Below are 22,568 nucleotides of genomic sequence, written 5' to 3'. Positions count from 1 at the left end.
CTCTATCGACGTCCCCCTCTTTGGGTTCTTTCTCTCTTCTGCCTGCCAGCAATGGACAATCTCTCGCCGCGTTCCGTGACAGCATTGGGCAACTGGAAAGAGAGGCCCGCCCATGACTGCGCTCCACGCTCGCGCCATCTATCACGAAGCCCTTTCGCGGCTGAACGACCGTCACCTGCTGCGAGATCTTTCCTATGTCGCGGGCCGCTGGGTCGCCGGCAAGACAAACCGGAGCTTTGCGGTCACCGATCCCGCATCGTCCGCGACGCTTGCCTGGGTCGCGAGCCTTGACGGCCAGGAGACCGTGAGCGCCATAGATGCCGCGGCCGATGCGTTTGCCGCCTGGCGCTCGCTTCTGCCGCAACGGCGATCATCGATCCTGCGCAGATGGGGTGAGCTCATGCTCGAAGCGCGCGAGGATCTGGCGCTGATCATGACGCTGGAACAGGGCAAGCCCCTGGCCGAATCCCGCGGCGAGATCGACTATGCTGCAGGCTTCGTCGAGTGGTATGCCGAGGAAGCCAAGCGGATCAACGTCGAAAGCGTGACCAGCCATCTGCCCGATGCCGAAATGTTCGTCCGCAGGGAGGCCTTGGGTGTCGTCGGGATTGTTACCCCCTGGAACTTCCCTTCAGCCATGATCACGCGCAAGGCTGCAGCGGCTCTCGCTGCAGGATGCACGGTCGTCTCGCACCCATCGTCGGAAACGCCATTGTCGGCGCTTGCGCTCGCGGAACTCGGCGAGCGCGCCGGTATTCCCGCCGGTGTTTTCAACGTGGTGACTGGCGACGCGGCGCCCATCGTCGGCGCCATATGCGCGGATGCCCGGGTCAGGGCATTGAGCTTTACCGGTTCGACTGGCATCGGCAAGTTGATCGCGGGCCAATGCGCCACGAGCATGAAGCGGCAGGTAATGGAGCTTGGCGGTCATGCACCGCTGATCATCTTCGACGATGCCGATCTGGATCGCGCCGTCGATATCGCCGTCAATGCCAAATTCGCGACCTCCGGCCAGGATTGTCTTGCCGCCAACCGCATCTTCGTGCAGCGCCCGATCATGGAAGCCTTCGTCGCGGCGTTTGCCAGGCGCATCGAAGCCCTGAAGGTCGGAAGCGGATTGACTGAAGGTGTCGACATCGGTCCTCTCATGCACGAGCGTGCCGTCGCAAAGGTCGAAGAGCATGTGACCGATGCATTGAAGCACGGCGCAAGGCTTGCGGCCGGCGGGAAACGCCACTCTGCCGGCTCGCTGTTCTTCCAGCCGACTTTGCTTGTCGAGCCCTCGCCGGATGCCTTGATCATGCATGACGAGACATTCGGACCGGTCGCCGCCGTGACCGCCTTCGACAGCGAGGACGAAGTCGTCGCCCGTGCCAACGACACGGAATACGGCCTTGTCGCCTATGTCGTGACGACGAACGGCGCGCGACAGCTGCGGCTCGGCAGGATGCTCGAATTCGGCATGGTCGCCGTCAACCGCGTCAAGATCACCGGCGGCCCGATCCCCTTTGGCGGCTGGAAGCAATCCGGCCTCGGCCGGGAAGGCTCCCGTCACGGGATCGAGGCCTTCACCGAGCTCAAATATCTCTGCGTCGACACGACAGCCTGACGCCACGATACAGAAGAAGGAAATCATAAACATGTTGGACAAGCGCAACGAACTGAACGCCTGGGACAGGGACCATTTCTTCCATCCCTCGACCCATATGGGAATGCATGCGCGCGGCGAAACCCCGACCCGCGTCATCGCCGGCGCCGAAGGCGTCTACATCACCGATACCAGCGGCAAGAAAAGCCTCGACGCCTTTGCCGGCCTTTACTGCGTCAATGTCGGTTATGGCCGGCAGAAAATTGCCGATGCGATTGCCGAGCAGGCAAAGAACCTTGCCTACTACCACGCCTATGTCGGCCACGGCACGGAAGCCTCGATCACGCTTTCCAAGATGATCATCGACCGCGCGCCCGAGGGCATGAGCCGTGTCTATTTCGGACTTTCCGGCTCCGATGCCAACGAGACCAACATCAAGCTCATCTGGTACTACAACAATATTCTCGGCCGCCCAGAAAAGAAGAAGATCATCTCGCGCTGGCGCGGCTATCATGGCTCGGGCGTCATGACGGGCAGCCTCACCGGGCTGGAACTCTTCCACAAGGCCTTCGATCTGCCGCGCGCGCCCATTCTCCATACCGAAGCTCCCTATTTCTTCCGTCGGGCCGACCGGTCGATGGATGAGGAGCAGTTCGCGCAATATTGTGCGGACAAGCTCGAGGAGATGATCCTCGCCGAAGGTCCGGAAACGGTTGCCGCCTTCATCGGCGAACCCATTCTCGGCACCGGCGGCATCGTTCCGCCGCCGAAGACCTATTGGCAGAAGATCCAGGCCGTTCTCGATAAATATGACGTCCTGCTTGTCGCCGACGAAGTCGTCACCGGCTTTGGCCGTCTCGGCACGATGTTCGGCTCCGATCACTATGGTATGAAGCCGGATCTGATTACCATCGCCAAGGGGCTGACCTCGGCCTACGCACCGCTGTCGGGCAGCATCGTCTCCGACAAGATGTGGCAGGTTCTGGTGCAAGGATCCGACCAGCTGGGCGCCATCGGACATGGCTGGACCTATTCCGCCCATCCGATCTGCGCAGCTGCCGGCATTGCCAATCTCGAGCTGGTCGATGAACTCGGCATCGTCGAGAATTCAGGCTCCACAGGCACCTATTTCCGCTCCGAGCTTGCCAAGGCCGTCGGCGACCACAAGCATGTCGGAGAAGTGCGCGGCGACGGATTGATGGCTGCGGTCGAGTTCGTCGAGGATAAGGACGATCGCACGTTCTTCGACCCGTCGAAGAAGATCGGCCCGCAGGTGGCCGCAGCGCTGCTTGAGCGCGGTGTCATCGGCCGCGCCATGCCGCAGGGAGACATCCTCGGCTTCGCGCCGCCGCTGTGCCTGACCCGCGAGGAAGCCGATACGGTCGTCAAGGCAGCTGCCGGCGCCATCGAAAGCGTGCTTTCAAACCTCTGACTTGATACCTGACGGGAGACATCCCTCCTTTTTGCGAGATGGTCGCGCGACCCGTCGTTGACAAAGGGCCCCGCGATCTCATTCGGTCATCGCCATCCGATGCCGAATGGTGTACATGGATTTCGATAATTGTACCGGATCAATCCATGTATCGTCATGATTCAAAATACCAGGACAATATTGGCTGGAAACCCGTCCTTCAGCATCGCAAGGGCGCGACCAAGCACAAGCTGCTCACAGACAAGATCATTGCCGATATCGACGAGGGAATTCTGCCGGTTCACACGCAGATGCCGACGCATCGCGATCTCGCCCATGCGCTGGGGATCTCGGTCCAGACCGTGAGTCTCAGCTATAAGGAGGCAGAGCGCCGTGGCTATCTGCGCGGCGAGGTCGGGCGCGGCACCTTCGTTCGCAGCCGTGTCACAGAACGTGCCGACAGCTTCATGCTCGATCGCGATCCGAGCGGCAGCGCCGACCTCTCCATTATCCGGGCCGTCTATACTGAAGCACACGAGCGATCGGCCCGTGAACTCATGCAGGCTCTGGCCGAGAGCGACAATAGCAGTTTCATGCGCCCCTGCCGGCCGATTGCCGGGCTCGATGCCCATCGCGCCGCAGCGCAGGTCTGGCTTGCCGGTCTGTCCGTCGAAACCGATGCCGATCGAGTTCTCATCACCAACGGCGCCGCGCATGGTCTTTTTCTCGCGGTAGCCTCGGTCGTGCGGCCCGGCGAAGTGGTTTTGACAGAGAATCTGACCGATCACGGTATCATCGGTCTTGCCAATGTTCTTGGCTTCACCCTGCGCGGCCTCCCAACCGATCAGGAGGGCATCCTTCCCGATGCCTTCGAGGCTGCCTGCGCGGTCGGAGACGTGACGGCACTCGTCATCGTTTCGTCGCTGGGCAATCCCACCAGCCACGTGATGGGAGCAGAGCGTCGGCGCGCAATCGCAGCACTAGCCCGCCAGTACGGTATCTTCGTTATCGAGGACGAAGTCTACAAGCCGATGCTGCGCGATCCCCTTCCCTCCATGCCGGACCTCATCCCCGAGCTTGGCTTCTTCGTGACCAGCTTCACCAAGTCGGTCATGACAGGGTTGCGTATCGGCTACCTCGTGGTGCCGGCGCACTACTCCATCCGCGCGGCGTCGATTCTTCGAGTCACCGGATGGAGCGCGACCAATGTGGTAGCGGAGATGGCCTCCCGCTGGATTCTGGATGGTACAGCCAATACGCTGGTTGCCGTCCAGCGAAACGAGGCCGAGGCACGCCAAGCGATCGTCTCGGAGGTGATGGCACCGTTCGTTGCCGGCAGCCATCCGCTGTCACTTTGTGCTTGGCTCTCGGTGCCCGAACGCTGGACGGAAGAAGGCCTTGTGCACGCCCTTGCTCGAAAAGGTGTGGCGGTCACGCCCTCCGACCCGTTTGTCGCGGGTGGAGAACGACCAGTAGGCGGCATTCGCATTTGTCTTGGCGGCCGCCTGTCTCATTCCGCGCTTCGATCGGCGCTCGAAACCGTTCGAGGCACTTTCGAGCAACTACCCCCCGTCTTCGACGTAGGTTCTATCGTCTAGAGCAGCAGTAAGCAGGCGACCCGGCCACTCCGATATCTTTCAGAGGATTGAGCCAAGGAACTCCTTGGTACGGTCCTCCTTGGGACCGCTAAAAATCTCTTCCGGCTTGCCTTGTTCGCAAATGCGTCCCTTGTCGAAGAAGCAGACGCGGTCGGATACCTCGCGGGCGAAGCGCATTTCGTGTGTTACCAGCAGCATGGTCAGGTCGTGTTCACGCGCGAGATCGCGGATGACGCCGAGCACTTCGCCGACCAGTTGGGGGTCGAGCGCCGACGTCGGTTCATCGAACAACAGGACGCGTGGGCGCATGGCGAGCGCGCGGGCTATGGCAACGCGCTGCTGCTGGCCGCCCGAAAGCTGGCTTGGATAGTGATCCTTCTTCTCCGAAAGGCCGACCATGCGCAGCAGTTCGACAGCCCGGCACTCGGCTTCCGCCCGCCCGAGCCCGAGCACGCGCGTCGGCGCCTCGACGACGTTGCGCAGGACTGTCATATGCGGAAAAAGATTGAAACTCTGAAAGACCATGCCGACATGGGTGCGGATCTGGCGCAGATGCGCCTCGCTGGCCAGGAACCGCCCGCGACCATTGTCCTGATGATAGGACATTCCGGCCAGATGCAGGGCTCCTTCCTGGAACGGTTCGAGCGTCATCAGGATACGCAGGACGGTCGATTTGCCGGAGCCCGAAGGGCCGATTAATGTCACCTTTTCGCCGGGCGCGACATCGAAACAGAAATTGTCGAGTACGGTGAAATCGCCGTAGCGCTTGGTAACATCTTGAAAGCGGATCAGGGGTAGCGTCATCTGAGGGCAATTCCGTTTTTCGGCAACGCCTTTTCGAGCCAATGAATGGCCGCCGAGCAGACGAGCGTGAGGATAAGAAAGATCAGGCCGACGAGGGAAAGCGGCACCAGATATTCGAATGTCCGATCGCCGATGAGATTGGCGAGATTGAGCATGTCGACCACGGTGACGACGGACAAGACCGGCGTTTCCTTCAGCATCGATACGAGGTAGTTGCCCATGGCCGGAACGATACGGGGGATCGCCTGCGGGATGATGATATCCCAGTAAGTGCGGCCATGACCGAGATTGAGCGCCGTCGCCGCCTCCCATTGACCGAGCGGCACGGCGTCCAGCCCACCGCGATAGACTTCCGACGTATAGGCCGAATATTGAAGACCCAGCGCCAGCGCACCGGTGAGAAAGGCGGGCAGGACGATGCCATAGACCGGCAGCACGTAGTAGAGGAAGAAGAGCTGTACGAGCAGGGGCGTATCGCGCAGGAACTCGATGACGAAAGCCGTCGGCCACGAGATCGCCACGAAATGTCTGCGCCGCAGCAAAGCGAAGACCAGTCCGAGAACGAGGGCGATCGCAAATCCGGCGGCCGCCGCCTCCAGCGTGACGATCAATCCGATACCGAGGATCGGCAGGATCGACAACGCGAAGGACAGCGTCGTGGACGTGTCCCAGGTGAAGCCATACATCATGCCGGCGCCCTCCCGGGGAATGCGACGCCACGGCGAAGGATCATCTCCAGCCAGCGCATGAAAGCGACCAAGATGAGCGCCATGATGAAATATCCGATGAGCGTCAGCGAGTAGATCGTAACGCTGTCCAGGGTGATATTGCGTAGTTGCTGCGCCTGAAACGTCAGGTCGCTGATCGAGATCAGCGATACCAAGGCTGTATCCTTCAGATTCTGAACGGCGAGATTGCCGAAGGCCGGCATCATTTCGACCACCGCCTGCGGCAGGACGATATGGAAGAGCGTCTGTCCATGCTTGAAATTCAGCGCACGCGCCGCCTCGTGCTGCGTGTCGGGAACAGACTGCAGCGCGCCACGCACGACTTCTGCGCCATAGGCACCGATATTGAGCGCCAGACCGACAATGCCTGTCGTGACGGGATCGAAGGAGATTCCAATCAACGGCAACGCATAATAAAGCCAGAAGAGCTGCACCAGAAGCGATGTGCCGCGGAATATCTCGATATAGATTACCGCGATCCAGGAAAGCAGACGCCCTCCGGCAAAACGCGCGAGGCCGGCTGCAAAGGCAAAGATGGCGCCAAGCAGCATCGAGGCGATGGCGATGACCGCCGTCACCTCAGCGCCTTTCAGCAATGCCGGAAGATAATGTGTCCAGCTCATGTCCGGGTCACCTCCGTCGCAAGATGGAAGGGGCCAACCGGCCTGATGGCGGTTCGAAAACCGCCGCCAGGCCGATATCGATGATCGACAGGCTCACTTGCCCGCGCACAGATCTTCGGTGCTCTTCGTCCGCGCAGCCTCGACACTTTCAGCGCTCAGGCCATAGGACATCAGGATCTTCTTGTAGTCGTCCGTCTTCTTGAAGGCGACAAGGGCGGTATTGAACGCCTTGTAGAGATCCTTGTCTTCCGGCCGGAAATCGAAGCCGCCATAGCTGCGGACCGACTTTCCTGCGATCACGGGATCGGTGAACGGCTCGGCATGCTCGACATTCGTACTACCCTGGACCAGCTTGGCGACGGTGAGCTCGGTTGCGGCATAGGCGTCGGCCCGGCCGGTCTGGATCGTGGAAAGCGCATCCGCATTCGCCTGAATCATAACGATCTGGGAGTCTGGAATGCCAAGGCCATGAAAGAAATCGAGCTGATCGGCACCCGAGACGATAGCGATCTTGAGCGACGGATCCTTCTTGATGTCCTCATAGGAATGCAGGTTCTTCGGATTGCCCTTCGGCACCAGCAGTCCCTCGCCATAGCTGGAGTTCGGCGTCGTGAACTGCACCTGCTTGCAACGCTCCGGCAAGATGTTCTGCTCGGCGGCGACGAAATCGAAGCGCTTGGCCTTCAGGCCGGGAATGAGCGATCCGAACGGCGTCACGGTCCAATCGATTTCCTTGACACCCATCGACGTCAGGACTGCAGCGGCAACGTCAGGACCGATGCCCTTGGCGGCGCCACTCTCGTCCATGTAGCTGTAGGGAACCTCATTGGCGCTGGCACCGCGGATATAGCCGTCCTTCTTGATCTGTTCGATGCTGGCGGCATGGGCAGATGCTGCAAGGCCGACCATCAGACCCGCGGCGGCAAGACTGCGGTAAAAATTCGATCTCATAGTTCACTCCTCTGTGGTTGGATTCCGCCATCGGCTGTCCGGTTTTCCGGATCTCTGCCGTAACGGGTTGCGATCCGCGCCGCGCTGTCGCGGCGCGGCAATTCAGGGGCCTGCCGTCAAGGTCGCGACGACGGCCAGACAGTCTCCGGTCTTGATGAGACCGGGGAAATGGCGGGCGGCCAGGACACCGTCCAACGCCGCGCGATAATCGAAGGGCGCAGACCCGGTGCGGCCGATCGGGTGGATTCGAGCGATGACCTCTCCCGGCGCGACCGTGTCGCCAAGATCCCTTATCGGCTCGAAAAGCCCGTCTGCTTCAGCAAAGATGAAGCAATCCGACGACGGCATATCGAGCCATTGCGTCGCTTCGATCTGCGGCGTACCGGCGACGATGCCCGCCTGCTTCAAGACGTTCAGCACGCCGCGTCTGGCGATGGAAGCCGTGCGCACCGATATGGTTCCACCGCCCGAAAGCTCCGTGGTCACAAAAACCTTGCCCATCTCCTCCGCGGTGGTGTCGTACATCCCGACGGCATCGATCTCGCTCATCCGCATGGAATAGGGTGCGGAAAATGCGGCGACGGCATCGAAACAGGCTTTCTCCTGCCTTTTATCAGCCAATGCATGAGCAGCGGCATAAGGCAGGAAATCAAGCGTCCGTCCGCCCGAATGGAAATCCAGCACGATGTCGGCCAGCGGCAGCAAATGGCGGGTGAAATGGTCGGCGATCTTCTCGGTCACGCCGCCGTCCGGCCGACCGGGAAAACTCCGATTGAGATTGCCCTTGTCGATTGGAGACGTGCGGGTTCCTGCCTGAAAGGCCGGATAGTTCATTGCCGGAACGATGATGATCCTCCCGTTGATCTCCTCGGCCTTCAGCGTCCGGGCGAGATCGAAGAGTGCGACAGGCCCTTCATATTCGTCGCCATGGTTGGCGCCCGTCAGCAGCGCCGTCGGTCCCTCACCGTTCTTGATGACGCAGACCGGGATCATGATCGAGCCCCAGGCGGAATCGTCGCGCGACCAGGGAAGCCGCAGGTGGCCGTGCTGAATGCCAGCGCGATCGAAGTCGACGGTCGGAACGAGCGGCGATGGCCGTTTGACAATGTTCATGCTGTTCATCTCAGGCAATCACTTCACGACAAGCTGCCGGGGAACATTGGAGAGGCATTCGACACCGCCCTCGGTGATGACGATGCTCTCCGTGATCTCCATGCCCATGGTTTCAAGCCAGAGTCCGGTCATGAAATGAAAGGTCATGCCGGGCTGCAGCTCGGTACGGTCGCCAGGGCGCAGGCTCATGGTCCGCTCGCCCCAGTCCGGCGGATAGGAGAGACCGATCGAGTAGCCCGTACGGTTGTCCTTGACGATCCCGTATTTCTTCAGGACCGCGAAGAAGGCGTTGGCGATATCTTCGCAGGCATTGCCCGCCTTGGCGGCGGCAAGGCCAGCCTCCATGCCCTCAAGCGTCGCCTTCTCCGCATCCAGAAAGGCCCGCGTCGGCTTGCCGAGGAAAACGGTTCGCGACAGCGGGCAATGATAGCGGCGATAGCAACCGGCAATCTCGAAAAAGGTCCCCTCGCCGCTCTTCATCGGCTTGTCGTCCCATGTCAGGTGCGGAGCGGAGGCATCGGCGCCCGACGGCAGCAGGGGAACGATTGCGGCATAGTCGCCGCCGAAACCATCGACGCCACGGATGCCGGCATCGTAGATTTCTGCAACGAGATCGGATTTGCGGATGCCCGGCTCGACCTTTTCGACGATCCGCCTGTGCATGGCCTCGACGATGCGCCCGGCCTTGCGCATATAGTCGAGTTCGGCCGTGCTCTTGATGGCGCGTTGCCAGTTCACCAGCCCCTGGGCATCCTTGAAACGGGCATTCGGCAGGTGCTTGACGAGAGAGGCGTAGGCTGCCGCGGTGAACCAGTAATTGTCCATCTCGACAGCGATCGAGGCATTCGACCAGCCGCGCTCCTCGATGAGCTTTGACAGCAGATCCATCGGATGGCGTTCGCTGGATTGCACATAATGATCCGGGTAGCCGACGATATTGTCATGGGCCAGATAGGCGGTGCGCTTGGCGCCATTGGCATCCTGGCCGCGCCCATACCAGATCGGCTCGCCGGAGCCGGGCACCAGCACGCATTGATGCACGTAGAAAGACCAGCCGTCATAGCCGGTGAGCCAGTGCATATTCGACGGATCGGTCACGATGACGAGATCGACACCAGCCTTTTCCATGGCGCGGCGTGTCTTGGCGAGCCGCTCGGCATATTCGGAGCGGGTGAAATTGAGGGTCGGTTCGCTCACGATGGGTCTCCTGATGCTCGTGTCGTTTCAATCGCCTGCCCCGCGCCGGCCGATACGGCGCGACGATAGGCAAGCGTGGCAATGGCGGTGTCCTGCGCGCCTGTCCCTGTCAGATCGCAAAGAGTGATGGCCTCGCGCAACCGGCGGCCGGCAGTCTGGCCTGCGACAATGGCGCCGAGTTCGGGGAAATCGGCACTCTCGTTCACAAGCCCTGCGGCGATGGCATGATGAAGCTCGCCCAACCGCCGCGTCTGCTTCAGGCTGTCGGCGACATAGGGGGCTGCCTGCGAAATGGCGGCCGGATCGATCTCGTTCTTGTGCTCTGCGTCCGAGCCCATGGCCGTGACGTGCTGGCCCGGCTGCAGCCAGGCAGCATCGAGGATCGGCCGGTTCGAGGGTGTCGTCGTCACGATAATATCGGCGTCGCGGCAGGCACGCTCGGCGTCGACCTCCGCCGAAACGGGAAAGCCAAGTTCCATCGTCAACTCCCCGGCAAGCTTTTCGGCCTTTGCCCGATCCCGCGCCCAAATCCGGACAGCTTCGATCGGCCGGACAAGCGTGAGCGCGTGCAATTGCAGGCGGGCCTGCATACCCGCACCGAGAATGGCGGCAATCCGGGCATCCGGCCGGGCAAGATGTCGTGCGGCAACAGCACCCGCGGCGGCAGTGCGCACATCGGTCAGATAGCCATTGTCGAGCAAAAGCGCCTCGACCAGACCGGTATGTGCCGACAACAGCATCATCAATCCATTGGTGCTGGGCAGGCCAAGCGACGGATTGTTGAAAAAGCCGGGGCTGACCTTGATCGCGAAGCTGTCGAGATCCGGAACGTACGCCGTTTTCACATCAACCTCGCCGCGATGCGCCGCGATATCCAGCCGCAAGATCGGCGGCATTTCCACGGCCTTGGTCGCCAGTGCGGCAAAGGCCTGCTCGACGCAATCGACGGCGTCAATGTCGAGTTGAACGATCTTGCGCAGATCGGCCTCCGTCAGGATCAGCACACGGGTCATGGCGCCAACCCCGCATCGCGATCATCGACGATCGCCCGATGGACTGCCGGATCGATATTGCCTCCGGAAACGATAATCACCGTTGGACCATCGGATACGATCTTGCCGGCAAGCAAGGCCGCGATCCCGACCGCTCCCGCGCCTTCGACGGTCTCACCCTCGATCCGGGCCGCATGGCGAATGCCTGCGGCAATCTCCTCCTCGCTCAGCAGGATCACCTCGTCCAGAAGTGCGCGACACATGGGGAAAGTCAGGCGATTGTCGAGGCCGATGCCACCACCGAGCGAATCCGCCAGGGTCTCGACCTCCTGCACGTCCATTGGCCGACCGGCCGCCAGACTGGCCGCCATCGCCGCGCCGCGCTCCATCGACACGCCGACCATCCGCGCGGCAGGTAGCCGGCCCTTGATCGCGGCCGCGACGCCCGCAGCCAGCCCGCCGCCGGACAGCGGCACCAGAATGAGCGCGGTCTCGGGCAGGTCGTCGGCAACCTCGAGCCCGAGCGTGCCCTGACCGGCAATGACGGCAGCATCGTCAAAAGGAGGAACGAAGCACATGCCCTCTTCCCGCACCAGACGCTCGACCTCCAGCATCGCGTCATCCTGCGAACGCCCGACGATGCGAACGTTTGCCCCGATACTTCGGATAGCCTCCACCTTGTTGGCCGGAACGAGTGCGGACAGGCATACGGTCGCGCGCGCGCCCATCGTCCCGGCGGCATGGGCAACCGCCCGGCCATGATTGCCGGTGGACGCCGTTACCAATCCGCGCGACCGGGCTTGCCCGTCCAGACACCGGAGCGCATTGGTCGCACCGCGGAGCTTGAAACTGCCGGTCTGCTGGCGATTTTCAAGCTTCAGATAAACGGGAATGCCCGCGCGCCAGGATAGCGCCTGCGAACGCCGCAGCTGCGTGCGTACAACATGCTCGCCGATGCGTTGCCGCGCCGCTTCGATATCCTCCAGCGTCACCATCATTGTCATGGCGCGCACCGATACGTTTCAATCGGCGGGACCGATATCATCACGATACTCATCTCTTTCTCGCCTTTAAGCTCTGAACAGCAGCGTGAGAGAGACAATGGATCGTGTCAATCTGTATATTGTTTCATTACAATTATAACAACACAGTCTCGCAAGCTGCAAAGGGGGAGAGATGGAGCCAGCACCATCTGAAGCAGCATGCGGAGAGACGATGGCGGTCGCAGATTCAAGCCTGTGCCCGACATCTGCCCATCCACGAAACGCACCTCTCGTGAAAATGGCGCGAACCGATGCATCCGAGATCGAGAAGCGTGTGCGCACCACCGCCATCCTCAAGATCGACCATTGGCTGGATCGCCGGGCGGCACAACTCTCGGGCGGTCAACGTCAGCGTGTCGCTATCGGCCGCGCCATCGTTCGCGAGCCGGACGTCTTTCTCTTCGACGAACCACTCTCCAATCTCGATGCCGAACTGCGCGTTTCTATGCGCATCGAGATTGCGCGGCTTCACCGCGAATTCGCCAACACGATGATCTACGTCACTCACGACCAGACCGAGGCTATGACGCTCGCCGACAAGATCGTCGTTCTGAGGGATGGCCGGATCGAACAGCTCGGCAGCCCGCGCGAGGTCTATGAAGATCCGCCAACAGCTTCCTGGCCGGGTTCATAGGCTCGCCGCGGATGAACACGATTCAAGCCATATGGCCTGGCGACGGTAGGGCAAACGTCGGCAATGGCAGTGTCAAGATCGACCTTGCACGATACACACCATTACCCGGCGACAAGATCTTGCTCGGCACGCGTCCAGAGCATTTCGTCATTGCGTCCGGAGCGGACGATGCCTTACGGGTCACGGTCGATCTTGCCGAATATCTGGGCTGCACCCGCTATCTCCATTGTCAGACCGAAGACAGCCAGTCCCCACCGCAGAATATCGCGACGGGCCGGAAATCGGACGCGGCGAGACGCTTCATCTGCGCTGCCCGCCAGAACGGCGCCGCTATTTCGACACGCGGGGAGAAAGACTGCGCTAGACCTCCGTCCATACGACCTGCCAGCCTGCACTGCAGCCAACCGGCCGCAAGCTCTCCATGATCCCGTCGCCATGTCCGCATCCAGCCATCAGGATACCAATTAATGGTTGGATGCTCGCATGAAAATCATGCCGCCTTGCTGATGCGCACCGGAATGGATTTATAAGAGGGCGTGCCGCTTTCCTTGTCCTGATAATCGATCGGGATCAGGCAGTTGGCTTCCGGGTAATAGGCCGCAACGGAACCCTGCGAGATATCGTAGGAAATCGCGGTCAGCTTCAGCAATCGCCTGACGCCGGAAGGAAGCGCCGTCTCGATCTCGACGAGATCACCGTGCTCCAGCCCTTTCGCCTTCAGGTCGCTGTCATTCATGAACAGGACGTCGCGACGGCCGAACACGCCGCGATAACGGTCGTCCAAACCGTAAATCGTCGTGTTGTACTGATCATGGCTGCGAATCGTCGCGAGCTTGAGGATAGTCCCGTCCGAAAGCAGAATGTCTTCATTCAAGCCGGAAAACAGCTTGAATTCCGCCTTGCCGGAGGGCGTCTTCCAGACGCGCTCGGTCGGTCCGAGCGGCAGACGAAAACCGCCCGGCACGCGGATGCGCTCGTTATAGTCAGCGAAATCGGGATAAACGATTTCGATCTTGTTACGGATCAGATCATAATCGGTGACAAGCTCCATCCACGCGACCTTGCTGCCCGGCAGCGACGCCTGCGCTATTGCGGCAACGATGGCCGGCTCCGAGCGGAGTTGGTCGGACGCCGGCTTCAGCCTGCCGCGCGAGGCATGCACCATCGACATCGAATCCTCGATCGTGACCGATTGCACACCGGTCGCCTGAATATCCTCCTCGGTCCGACCGAGTACGGGGAACAGGAAGGACTCCTTGCCGATCAACAGATTGGAGCGATTGAGCTTGGTGTTCATATGGACGGCAAGATCGAGCTTTCGCATGCCCTGTGCACACAACTCCGGATCGGGCAACGCGATCGAAAAATTGCCGCCAAGGCAAAGGAGTACCTTGGAACGGCCCTCCGCCATCGCCTGCATGGCAGCAACCGCATCGTGCCCGTGATGAGCCGGCGACTTAAAACCGAAGGCACGTTCGATGCCCTCGATCAGCGCGGCATTCGGCTTTTCGGTAATCCCGACGGTGCGATTACCCTGCACGTTGGAATGACCGCGCAGCGGGCAGATGCCGGCGCCCGGCCTGCCGAAATTTCCGCGCAGGAGCAGCAGATTGGCGATCTGCTGCACATTGGCCGTTCCCTTGGCATGCTGGGTGATGCCCATGCCGTAGGCGACGATCGTCGCCTTAGATTTGGCGTAGATGGCAGCAACCCGTTCCAGATCGGCGCGGGCAAGGCCCGAAACCCGCTCGATGTTGGCCCACTCGGTCCGGTTGATGTCATCAACGAGAGCCTCGAAACCTATGGTATGTGCGGCGATGAACGCGTGATCGAGAACATCCTTCGATGTTTCGGCAAGCGCCAGAACCGCCTTCATGATACCCTTGAGCGCCGCAGCATCGCCGCCGATCTTGACCTGGTAATAAGAGGAAGCGATCCGGGTCGAACCGAAGGTTGCCATTTCAACCGGGCTTTGCGGGTCGGCGAAGCGCTCCAGCGCCCTTTCCTTCAACGGATTGAACACGATGATCGGCACACCGCGGCGCGAGCATTCATGCAACGTGCCCATCATGCGCGGATGGTTGGTGCCGGGATTGTGCCCCATGGAGATGATCAGATCGCATTCATCGAAATCGTCGAGGGAGACCGTGCCCTTGCCGATGCCGATCGATTGCGGCAGGCCAACGCTCGTCGCCTCATGGCACATGTTCGAGCAATCCGGGAAATTGTTGGTGCCGTATTCGCGCGCGAAGATCTGGAAGAGGAACGCGGCCTCGTTGGAAGCGCGGCCCGACGTATAGAATTCGACCATGTCCGGATCTGGCATGCTTCTCATGACCTCGCCGATGCGGGCAAATGCATCCTCCCAGGCGATCGGTCGGTAGGTATCGGATCCGCGATCGTAGACCATCGGATGGGTCAAGCGTCCGGCATTCTCAAGATCATAATCACTCCAGGTTTGGAGTTCGCTGACCGTGTGCTCGGCAAAGAAGTCCGGCGTCACGCGCTTGTTCGTCGCTTCCCAGGTGACGGCCTTGGCGCCGTTTTCGCAGAACTGGAAGGTAGAGGTGTGCTCCTTGTCGGGCCATGCGCAACCGGGGCAATCGAAGCCGGTCGGCTTGTTGGTGCGCAGGAGAAGGCCAGGCGCCTCGGTAACGTCCATCTGTTCGCGCACGGCATTGGCAGTGGCCTTCAGCGCTCCCCAGCCGCCGGCGGGACTGTTGTAGGGACGGATACCAGGGACTTCACGCTTTTGCGCCATCATACGCTCCTTTGGTTACCCAAACGGCTTCCTCCCAAAGGTCGGGCCTACAAGAAATAAGCTTGGAACATCAGGGAGTAAAGCCCAATCAGGCAGCGGCGCATGAAACTCGCTCATGATTGCGGAGGAATGCAAGCGACCCTGCGCAATCGATTTGCGGTGTCTGAACCGCGAGAGCCTTTTCGCTTTTCCTCGGATCGCGACAGCGCTCTATCCCGTTGTTTTACCCGATTCCGGATGGGAAACCGCTCTACACTTTTCCTGGATTGCTCTAGTTCTTGAAGACGAGGCATGAGCCTCCCTGCTGGCGGACCTGAGAGCAAACCGCATCCGCCTCCTCACGCGTTTGCCGCCCTATGCGCGCCGCGTAGCGAATTCGGCGGCCGAAATCGGCATTGCGCTGACGCACGATCAGCGGCTTTTCCGTATTGAGCGGCGAAGGCAATTTTCGGATGTTTGCGGCAAACAGGCTTCGCGCGGCATCCAGCTGGAAATGCTCGGCCAATTGCGCGCCCCAGGGCGCCCATGGCCGCTCCTGTTCGAGAGCGACCGGCTTCAGGCGCCTGCTTTGGGCGAGCGCCACGCAGGAATCGGCGAAGGGCTTGCCCTTGTCCAGCACAGGGGCTGCGACATCGGGCGGGTCATCCCGCCATTCCTCGACACTGTGGGCGGTAATCGCGCTGACATAATTGCGCGTCTCATAGGGCAGTCCGCCGGAATTCAGGAAATTGACGAGACCGGCTTCACCGGCGTTGTAGGCCGCCGCGGCCAGCCCGAGGTTGCCGAAGCGGTCGCGCAGCTCATCGAGATAGGTCGCCGCCTTGCCGAGTGCTTCAAGCGCATCGTAGCTGTCGCGGACCCCGCGCAGCTTGGCCGTTCCCGGCATGAACTGTGCGATCCCGCGAGCGCCTTTGGGACTCACCGCATCGGATCGAAACAGGCTCTCGCGCCAGACCAGCCGTGCCAGATAGTCCGGCGGCAAATGGTTGGCCCCGGCAAAATACTCGATGGCTGCGCAGAGATCGTGGTTGTAGCTGTCTTTGCGCAGACAAAGCGTCTCGCCCGTCTCCGTTGTCATCGGCCCCGAGACGCAATCAGAAGGCGCAACGCGCCATTCCGGCTGCGCGAACGCGGGACACGGTGCCAAAACAGCGATAGCATACGCGAACATGAAAGCGACAAGGATGCCGACGAAGCCCGCTTGAAACTGCCTGCCTGCCATCGAAGCGATATCCGTCCGAGACCAACCGATCGCAAATTCGCAGCCTCTTCATATCATCGAAAGACGACAGCGAAAACCTCCGACATGGCAGCGATTGTTGGCTCGGCGCTATTGCGCGAGGCGCCCGCCTTGCATCGGAGCGGGCACGCCCGTCGTGCCGGGGAAGCTGATCGGCAGACCGCGCAAGACGCGCACAGCGAGAAACGCAAAGCATTCCGCCTCGACGGCATCGCCGCGCCAACCCAGATCTTCGGCAAAGATCGGCTCGACGCCGGCCCGACTCCTGAGCATCGACATGATCGTCGGATTATGCCGACCGCCACCGCTGACAACGACCTTGCTGGGCCGGCGCGGCAGAAGATCAAGTGCCTTGCCGACGGCACTCGCCGTGAAGGCTGAAAGCGTGGCGGCACCATCCTCCGGGCCAAGCCCATCTGCCATGGAGGCGCCAAAGTCGAAGCGGTCGAGCGACTTCGGATAGGGTGCCGTCATATAGGGGTGCTGCAGCAGCGTTTCGAGCCGCACTTCGTCGACGGTGCCCGCCCCTCCAAGCGCACCGTCCCGGTCCATCTCTCCAAGCCCGTGCGATTTGATGAAATCGTTCAGCGGCGCATTGGCCGGGCCGGTGTCGAAGGCAACGAAATTGCCCTCTCCGTCCCACCAGGTAACGTTCGCAACGCCGCCGAGATTGAGAATGGCGGCCTCGCCCGCGGCACCCGCGCCGCGCAACAGGGCGGTATGATAGGCTGCGGCAAGCGGCGCGCCCTGCCCGCCGGCACGCATGTCGGCAGAACGAAAGTCATAGGCGACCTTGGTGCCGAGGATCGAGCGCATCAATTCGCCATCGCCAAGCTGGCGCGTTTGCCCCAACCGATCCTTCTGTGGCGCCCGATGCAGCACGGTCTGGCCATGAAAGCCGACGACGCCGATGTCGGCCATCGTCATGCCGTTGCTTTCAACGAGCTCCTTTACCGCCTCCGATTGAGCTCGCGTCAGAGCTTCCTCGGCTGCCTTGAAGATCGCCGGTTCGGGTCCTTCGAAATTCCATGCCCTTGCCAGCCGCAATGTCTCTTCCAGCAATTCCCGAATCCAGTTGGGATAGGGAGCCAGAACATAGGGGCCGAATTCCTCGACGCGCTCACCGTCCGTCTTCAGCATGGCGACATCGATATTGCCGTCGAGGACGGTTCCGGTCATCAGACCGACTGCCCAGATTGGTTCCATGGTCAGGCTCCTATGCTGCGTTGACAAGATCGCTGACGGCTTGGCGAAGCGCCAGGATGCCGCTGTCGAAGTGGCGTGTCGGATGAATGCGGTTCGTGAGCAGGGTCCAGGCCCGACCCCGGTCGAAATCGACCCAGAGGGCCACGCCGGTAAACCCCGTATGCCCGATTGTACCGGCCGAACAAAGAGCACCGCCATGCCAGCCGTCATGAGGCCGCTCCCAGCCATGGGTACGTGTTGCTGAAAGTGGTGTTCGCATCAGGGCGATCGATCCTGCAGATGTACCGCTGCCATCAAGCAAACCTTCGGCAAAATCGAGGACAGATGCCGCCGTTCCGAAAAGCCCGGCGTGGCCGGCACCCTGCAGCGCCGAACAATTGTCGTCATGCACCTCACCCGACAGAATACGGTGACGCCAGGTGCAGTCTTCCGTCGCCGCGGCCAGTTCCGGCGCGGCGGAGAAGGCAAAACCCGGCCCCGGATCCATGGCTCGAATGGTCTTGCGGGCCAGGCGCTCCAGCGCAAAACCCAGCAGGATGAAGTTGATATCGGAATAGACGGGCGGACCGGCTCGCCATTCACGCTGGAGGATGAAGGTGCGCAGAAGCTCCGGGTCGCGGCCATAGGTGTAGATCGGCTCGACCGCAGGAAACGGCGTCTGGTGACCCAGGCATTGGCGGAACGTCACCTTCCGCTCCCAGGCCTCGGCGCTATATTGGCGAAGATCGGGCAGAAGTTCGATCAAGGGAGCATCGAGGTCGATCGTGCCAGCCTCAGCCAGCGCAAGAATGCGCGGCGTGGTGAAAATGACCTTGGTCAGCGACGCAAGATCGAACCAGGTATCAACCAGCATCGGCCTGACATCAGGCACCTTCTGCGCCGAGCCGATGGCCCGGACCTGTCGGTTGCCGTCGAGATCAACCATGCCCAGCACGCCGCCCGGAATGCGCGCCGTCGCGACCGATTGCTTGAGCGGCGCGAAGGCCCGATCGAAACGCTCCTGAAACTGCATGCTCCCCCCTGCCGCCATCTCGCCTCTCCTCGGCCGTGCTCAGGCTTCCGCCAGTGCGATATGATCCGGGGCGAAGCGACGCCACTCGGGAATGGCCGGCTCGAAGCCCAAGGGGCGCACCAGGGACGGAACCTGGCGCGTGTCGAGCGTGAAGTTTTCCTTGCGCCGCGCAACCGTCGGAACCGCCGCGATCAACCGCCTGGTATAGGAATGCTTAGGCTCCGACAAGACGGAGGCAGCATCGCCGATCTCGACGATCTGCCCGGCATAGATCACCGCGATGCGATGGGCGATACGCTCCACGACCGCCATGTCATGCGAAATAAAGAGATAGGCGAGCCCGTATTCGCGCTGCAGTTCGATCAGCAATTCCAGGACCTGTGCCTGAACGGAAACGTCAAGTGCCGAAACCGCCTCGTCGAGCACCAGCACGGAAGGATTGAGCATCAGTGCACGCGCTATGCAAAGCCTCTGACGCTGGCCACCCGAGAACTCGTGCGGATAGCGCTCCAGGGCGTTCTCCGGCAATCCCACGCGCTTCAGCAGCATGAGCATGCGTTCGCGCGTCCCGGCCGAAACCCGAATGCCCGATGCGATGACCGGTTCGGCCAGGATGTTGTCGACCCGAAGGCGCGGATTAAGCGAGGCATAAGGGTTCTGGAAGACCATCTGCACCGCGCCGGTGCGATCTGCCGCCTTGCCGGCATTCGTCGTAAAGGTGCCTCGCGTCGATTTGACGAGCCCCAGGATCGCTCTTGCTGTGGTCGATTTGCCCGAGCCGCTCTCGCCGACGATCGCCAGCGTCTCTCCCGGCATGAGATCAAAGCCGACACCTTCCACCGCATGCACAGCGCCCGTCGATCGGCGCAGGAAACTGCCCTTGACCGGAAAGCGGACGGTCAGGCCTTCCACTTTAAGTGCCGCCTTGGAAGGATCGTCGTTACGCTGGAAATCGGTGCGGGCGGCCTGTCCCGAGGCAAAATGCGGCACCGAATGAAGGAGATGCCGGGTATAGGGATGCGTGGGATGATCGAGAATCTGGTTGAGTTCAGCTTGCTCCATCGCCTGGCCGGCCTGCATCACCATCACCTTGTCGGCAATGCCGGCAACAAGGCCGATGTCGTGGGTTATGAAGATCATCGACATGCCAGTCTCGCGCTTCAATTCCGCAAGCAAGGCCATGATCTGCGCCTGCACGGTAACATCGAGCGCTGTCGTCGGCTCATCGGCGATCAGAAGACGTGGATTGCAGGCAAGGGCCGTCGCGATCATCACCCGCTGCAGCATGCCTCCGGAGAGCTGGTTCGGGCAATAGCTCAAACGGCGCGCGGCATCGGGAATGCGCACGCGATCCAGAGCATCCTTGGCCGCCGCCTTCGCCTGACTTCCCGACAGGCCTCGATGCAGCCTGAACGATTCCTCGATCTGCGTACCGATGGTCAAAACCGGATTGAGGGAGGTCATCGGCTCCTGGAAAATCATGCCGATCTCGCCGCCACGGATCTTCGTCAGTTCCGCCTCGCGCGCCTTGGTCAGATCGAGAATGCTGTTGTCGACGCGCTTGAGCCTGATCGATCCGCCTGTAATGCGGCCGCCGCCGAAATCGACCAGACGATTGATCGACAGCGCCGTGACGGATTTGCCCGAACCGCTCTCACCGACGATTGCCAGCGTTTCGCCCGCTTCAAGATCGAAGCTGACGCCGCGAACGATGGGATTGGCCTCAGGCTTGCGCCCGAAACCGACGCGCAAATCGGATACGGAAAGAAGCGGCGTCATACCGTCGACCTCCGCATCTTCGGATCGAGAATATCACGCAGGGCATCGCCGAGCAGGTTGAAGCCAAGAATAGAGATCATGATGGTGACGCCGGGAAAGATCAGCAGCCAGGGTGCTGTTTCCATGAGATTGCGACTGTCGCTCAGCATCAGGCCGAGCGAGGACGCCGGCGGCTGCGTTCCCAAGCCAAGGAAGCTCAGGCCCGCCTCCGTCAGCAGCGACCAGGCGAGCGCCAGCGTCACCTGCACGGTCAGGGGTGCAACGAGATTGAGCAGCAGATGCCGCGTCAGGATATAGGACCGGCTGCTGCCGAAAGTGCGGGCCGCATCGACGAAGTCGCGTCCCTTCAGCGAAAGGGCAGGCCCGCGCACCACGCGGGTAAAGATCGGCGTGTAGACGATCGCGATCGCCGCGACGCTGGTCCATGTGCCCGGCCCGACGATAGCGATGATCAAAAGCGCAAGCAGGATCGCCGGAAAGGCGAGAAGCACATCCATCGTGCGCATGATGACGCCATCCCAGCGCTTGCCCGACCAGGCGGCGCTGAGGCCGAGCAGAGTGCCGATCAGGCTCGCAAGCGCAACAGAGAGGAAGGCAACCGTGAAGGATTCTCCGATGCCCTGCATCAGGCGGCTCGCGACATCGCGACCGAAGAGGTCCGTCCCCATCCAATAGGCAAGGCTCGGGGCGTGCAGGCGGTCGATCCGGTTCTGCGTCAACGGGTCATGCGGCGTCACGCCGAGCGCACCGAGAATGGCAAGGAGAATATAGAGGAGGACGATGATGCCGCCGATCCGGCCGCTCATATGTCCGAAAATGGCTCTGACGATCCGCATCAGCCTTCTCCCAGCCGCACGCGCGGGTCGAGCGCGACATAGGCGAGATCGACGATCAGGTTGACGATCATGAAGTTGAAGGCAATGAACAACACACTGCCCTGCACCAGCGCATAGTCGCGCTGCAGGATGGCGTCCAGCACCATGCGGCCCAGTCCCGGCAAGGCATAGATCTGCTCGACCAGCACCGCGCCGCCGAGCAGATAGCCGAATTCCACGCCGCTCAACGTCACCACCGGGATCAGCGCATTCGGCAATGCATGCCGCCAGATGACGCCACGCGCCGGCACGCCGCGGCTGCGCGCTGTACGCACATAATCGTCGCTGAGAACGTCGAGCATGGCCGAGCGCACCACGCGCGTCACCGACGCCGCAAAGGCAAAGCCAAGCGTCAGTGCCGGCAGGATCATCTGGCCGAGATTGCCGAGCGGATCCTGCCAGATGGGCGTAAATTCCCCCATGGTCGGCAGTATCCCGAAGCCGGCAGACAATGCATAAATCAGCAGGAGCCCGAGAACGAAATTCGGCGTGGACTGTCCGATCATGGCGACGATGCGCACAGCAAGATCGGACAGCTTTTCATTTCGTGTCGCAGCAAAGACGCCCGCCGGCAGGCCGATGGCAAGCGCAATCGCCATGGAGAGCAAGGCAAGCTCGAGTGTCAGCGGAAAACGCTCCAGGATGATGTCGAGCACCGGCTTGCCATAGGTAACGGATATTCCGAGATTGCCATGGAGCAGACCCAGCAGCCAATGCCAATACTGGACGGGCCAGGACTGATCGATGCCGAAATAGGCGGCCAGGGCCTGCCGCTGCTCCGGCGTCAGCAGGCCCGCATTGGTTCCGAGCATCGCCGTGATCGCGTCGCCCGGCACCAGCCGGATGGCGACGAAGACGAAGATGGATACGCCCAGCATGATCAGCGGGAATATCATCAGCCGGCGCGTCAGGTATGCCATTGCATTTCCTCTGGAGCAATTTCAGCTAAACCAAGACGTGAACTCATGGCTGAAATTTCGTAAAAACAAAGAGATAGAGCACTTCCTTGACAT

The 22,568-nt window shown here is 61.2% G+C and carries 18 protein-coding genes and 1 pseudogene; 4 read left to right on the top strand and 15 right to left on the bottom strand.

The window, feature by feature from the left end; genetic code table 11:
• The first annotated feature begins 112 nt into the window (after positions 1-112).
• The 3 genes from GR212_RS20190 to GR212_RS20180 all read left to right on the top strand — a co-directional run bounded on the left by GR212_RS20190 (position 113) and on the right by GR212_RS20180 (position 4,597).
• Positions 113-1,609 (top strand): NAD-dependent succinate-semialdehyde dehydrogenase, encoded by a 1,497-nt coding sequence (locus GR212_RS20190; protein WP_163988693.1) that lies wholly within the window; start codon positions 113-115, stop codon positions 1,607-1,609.
• Between the two features lie 31 nt (positions 1,610-1,640).
• Entirely contained in the window at positions 1,641-3,020 is a 1,380-nt protein-coding gene (locus tag GR212_RS20185; RefSeq protein WP_163988691.1) for an aspartate aminotransferase family protein, read from the top strand.
• Between the two features lie 146 nt (positions 3,021-3,166).
• A complete protein-coding gene (locus GR212_RS20180) occupies positions 3,167-4,597 on the top strand; it encodes a PLP-dependent aminotransferase family protein (RefSeq protein ID WP_163988689.1) in 1,431 nt (476 codons plus the stop codon).
• Positions 4,598-4,636: 39 nt separating this feature from the next.
• Here the strand turns inward: GR212_RS20180 and ehuA are convergent, their stop codons facing one another.
• The 8 genes from ehuA to eutB form a co-directional block, all read right to left on the bottom strand.
• Positions 4,637-5,401, bottom strand: a complete 765-nt coding sequence (ehuA, locus tag GR212_RS20175) for an ectoine/hydroxyectoine ABC transporter ATP-binding protein EhuA (RefSeq protein WP_163988687.1) — start codon at positions 5,399-5,401, stop codon at positions 4,637-4,639.
• Positions 5,398-6,090, bottom strand: a complete 693-nt coding sequence (ehuD, locus tag GR212_RS20170; protein WP_163988685.1) for an ectoine/hydroxyectoine ABC transporter permease subunit EhuD — start codon at positions 6,088-6,090, stop codon at positions 5,398-5,400. The genes ehuA and ehuD overlap by 4 nt, the downstream gene beginning before the upstream one ends.
• Entirely contained in the window at positions 6,087-6,752 is a 666-nt protein-coding gene (gene ehuC / locus GR212_RS20165) for an ectoine/hydroxyectoine ABC transporter permease subunit EhuC (RefSeq protein WP_163988683.1), read from the bottom strand. The genes ehuD and ehuC overlap by 4 nt, the downstream gene beginning before the upstream one ends.
• 93 nt (positions 6,753-6,845) lie before the next feature.
• On the bottom strand, positions 6,846-7,703 hold the full coding sequence (ehuB, locus tag GR212_RS20160) for an ectoine/hydroxyectoine ABC transporter substrate-binding protein EhuB (RefSeq protein WP_163988681.1): 858 nt from the start codon (positions 7,701-7,703) through the stop codon (positions 6,846-6,848).
• A 102-nt stretch (positions 7,704-7,805) separates the two neighbouring features.
• The gene (gene doeB / locus GR212_RS20155) at positions 7,806-8,825 is read right to left on the bottom strand and encodes a N(2)-acetyl-L-2,4-diaminobutanoate deacetylase DoeB (protein ID WP_163988679.1); all 1,020 of its coding nucleotides are present in this window, start codon (positions 8,823-8,825) and stop codon (positions 7,806-7,808) included.
• A gap of 9 nt (positions 8,826-8,834) precedes the next feature.
• The gene (gene doeA / locus GR212_RS20150) at positions 8,835-10,013 is read right to left on the bottom strand and encodes an ectoine hydrolase DoeA (RefSeq protein ID WP_163988677.1); all 1,179 of its coding nucleotides are present in this window, start codon (positions 10,011-10,013) and stop codon (positions 8,835-8,837) included.
• On the bottom strand, positions 10,010-11,026 hold the full coding sequence (eutC, locus tag GR212_RS20145) for an ectoine utilization protein EutC (RefSeq protein ID WP_163988675.1): 1,017 nt from the start codon (positions 11,024-11,026) through the stop codon (positions 10,010-10,012). The genes doeA and eutC overlap by 4 nt, the downstream gene beginning before the upstream one ends.
• Entirely contained in the window at positions 11,023-12,009 is a 987-nt protein-coding gene (gene eutB, locus GR212_RS20140; RefSeq protein WP_204326671.1) for a hydroxyectoine utilization dehydratase EutB, read from the bottom strand. The genes eutC and eutB overlap by 4 nt, the downstream gene beginning before the upstream one ends.
• 271 nt (positions 12,010-12,280) lie before the next feature.
• Here eutB and GR212_RS20135 point away from each other — a divergent pair.
• Positions 12,281-13,046: pseudogene (locus tag GR212_RS20135) on the top strand (ABC transporter ATP-binding protein); the annotation flags it as partial.
• A gap of 126 nt (positions 13,047-13,172) precedes the next feature.
• Here the strand turns inward: GR212_RS20135 and GR212_RS20130 are convergent.
• The 7 genes from GR212_RS20130 to GR212_RS20100 all read right to left on the bottom strand — a co-directional run bounded on the left by GR212_RS20130 (position 13,173) and on the right by GR212_RS20100 (position 22,475).
• The gene (locus tag GR212_RS20130; protein WP_163988894.1) at positions 13,173-15,443 is read right to left on the bottom strand and encodes an FdhF/YdeP family oxidoreductase; all 2,271 of its coding nucleotides are present in this window, start codon (positions 15,441-15,443) and stop codon (positions 13,173-13,175) included.
• Between the two features lie 271 nt (positions 15,444-15,714).
• Positions 15,715-16,665, bottom strand: a complete 951-nt coding sequence (locus GR212_RS20125; protein WP_163988673.1) for a lytic transglycosylase domain-containing protein — start codon at positions 16,663-16,665, stop codon at positions 15,715-15,717.
• 108 nt (positions 16,666-16,773) lie between these two features.
• Positions 16,774-17,889, bottom strand: coding sequence for an anhydro-N-acetylmuramic acid kinase (locus GR212_RS20120; RefSeq protein ID WP_163988671.1), 1,116 nt, complete (start codon positions 17,887-17,889; stop codon positions 16,774-16,776).
• A 10-nt stretch (positions 17,890-17,899) separates the two neighbouring features.
• Positions 17,900-18,919 (bottom strand): serine hydrolase domain-containing protein, encoded by a 1,020-nt coding sequence (locus tag GR212_RS20115; RefSeq protein WP_163988669.1) that lies wholly within the window; start codon positions 18,917-18,919, stop codon positions 17,900-17,902.
• A 21-nt stretch (positions 18,920-18,940) separates the two neighbouring features.
• Positions 18,941-20,680: an ABC transporter ATP-binding protein gene (locus GR212_RS20110; RefSeq protein ID WP_163988668.1), complete on the bottom strand. Its 1,740-nt coding sequence runs from the start codon at positions 20,678-20,680 to the stop codon at positions 18,941-18,943.
• On the bottom strand, positions 20,677-21,516 hold the full coding sequence (locus tag GR212_RS20105; protein ID WP_163988665.1) for an ABC transporter permease: 840 nt from the start codon (positions 21,514-21,516) through the stop codon (positions 20,677-20,679). The genes GR212_RS20110 and GR212_RS20105 overlap by 4 nt, the downstream gene beginning before the upstream one ends.
• On the bottom strand, positions 21,516-22,475 hold the full coding sequence (locus GR212_RS20100) for an ABC transporter permease (protein ID WP_163988664.1): 960 nt from the start codon (positions 22,473-22,475) through the stop codon (positions 21,516-21,518). The genes GR212_RS20105 and GR212_RS20100 overlap by 1 nt, the downstream gene beginning before the upstream one ends.
• Between the last annotated feature and the right edge of the window lie 93 nt (positions 22,476-22,568).

The sequence above is a fragment of the Martinezella lusitana genome (assembly GCF_010668395.1).
In the GTDB taxonomy this organism is placed as follows: domain Bacteria; phylum Pseudomonadota; class Alphaproteobacteria; order Rhizobiales; family Rhizobiaceae; genus Rhizobium; species Rhizobium lusitanum_A.
This window is presented reverse-complemented; position numbering and strand designations above follow the sequence as displayed.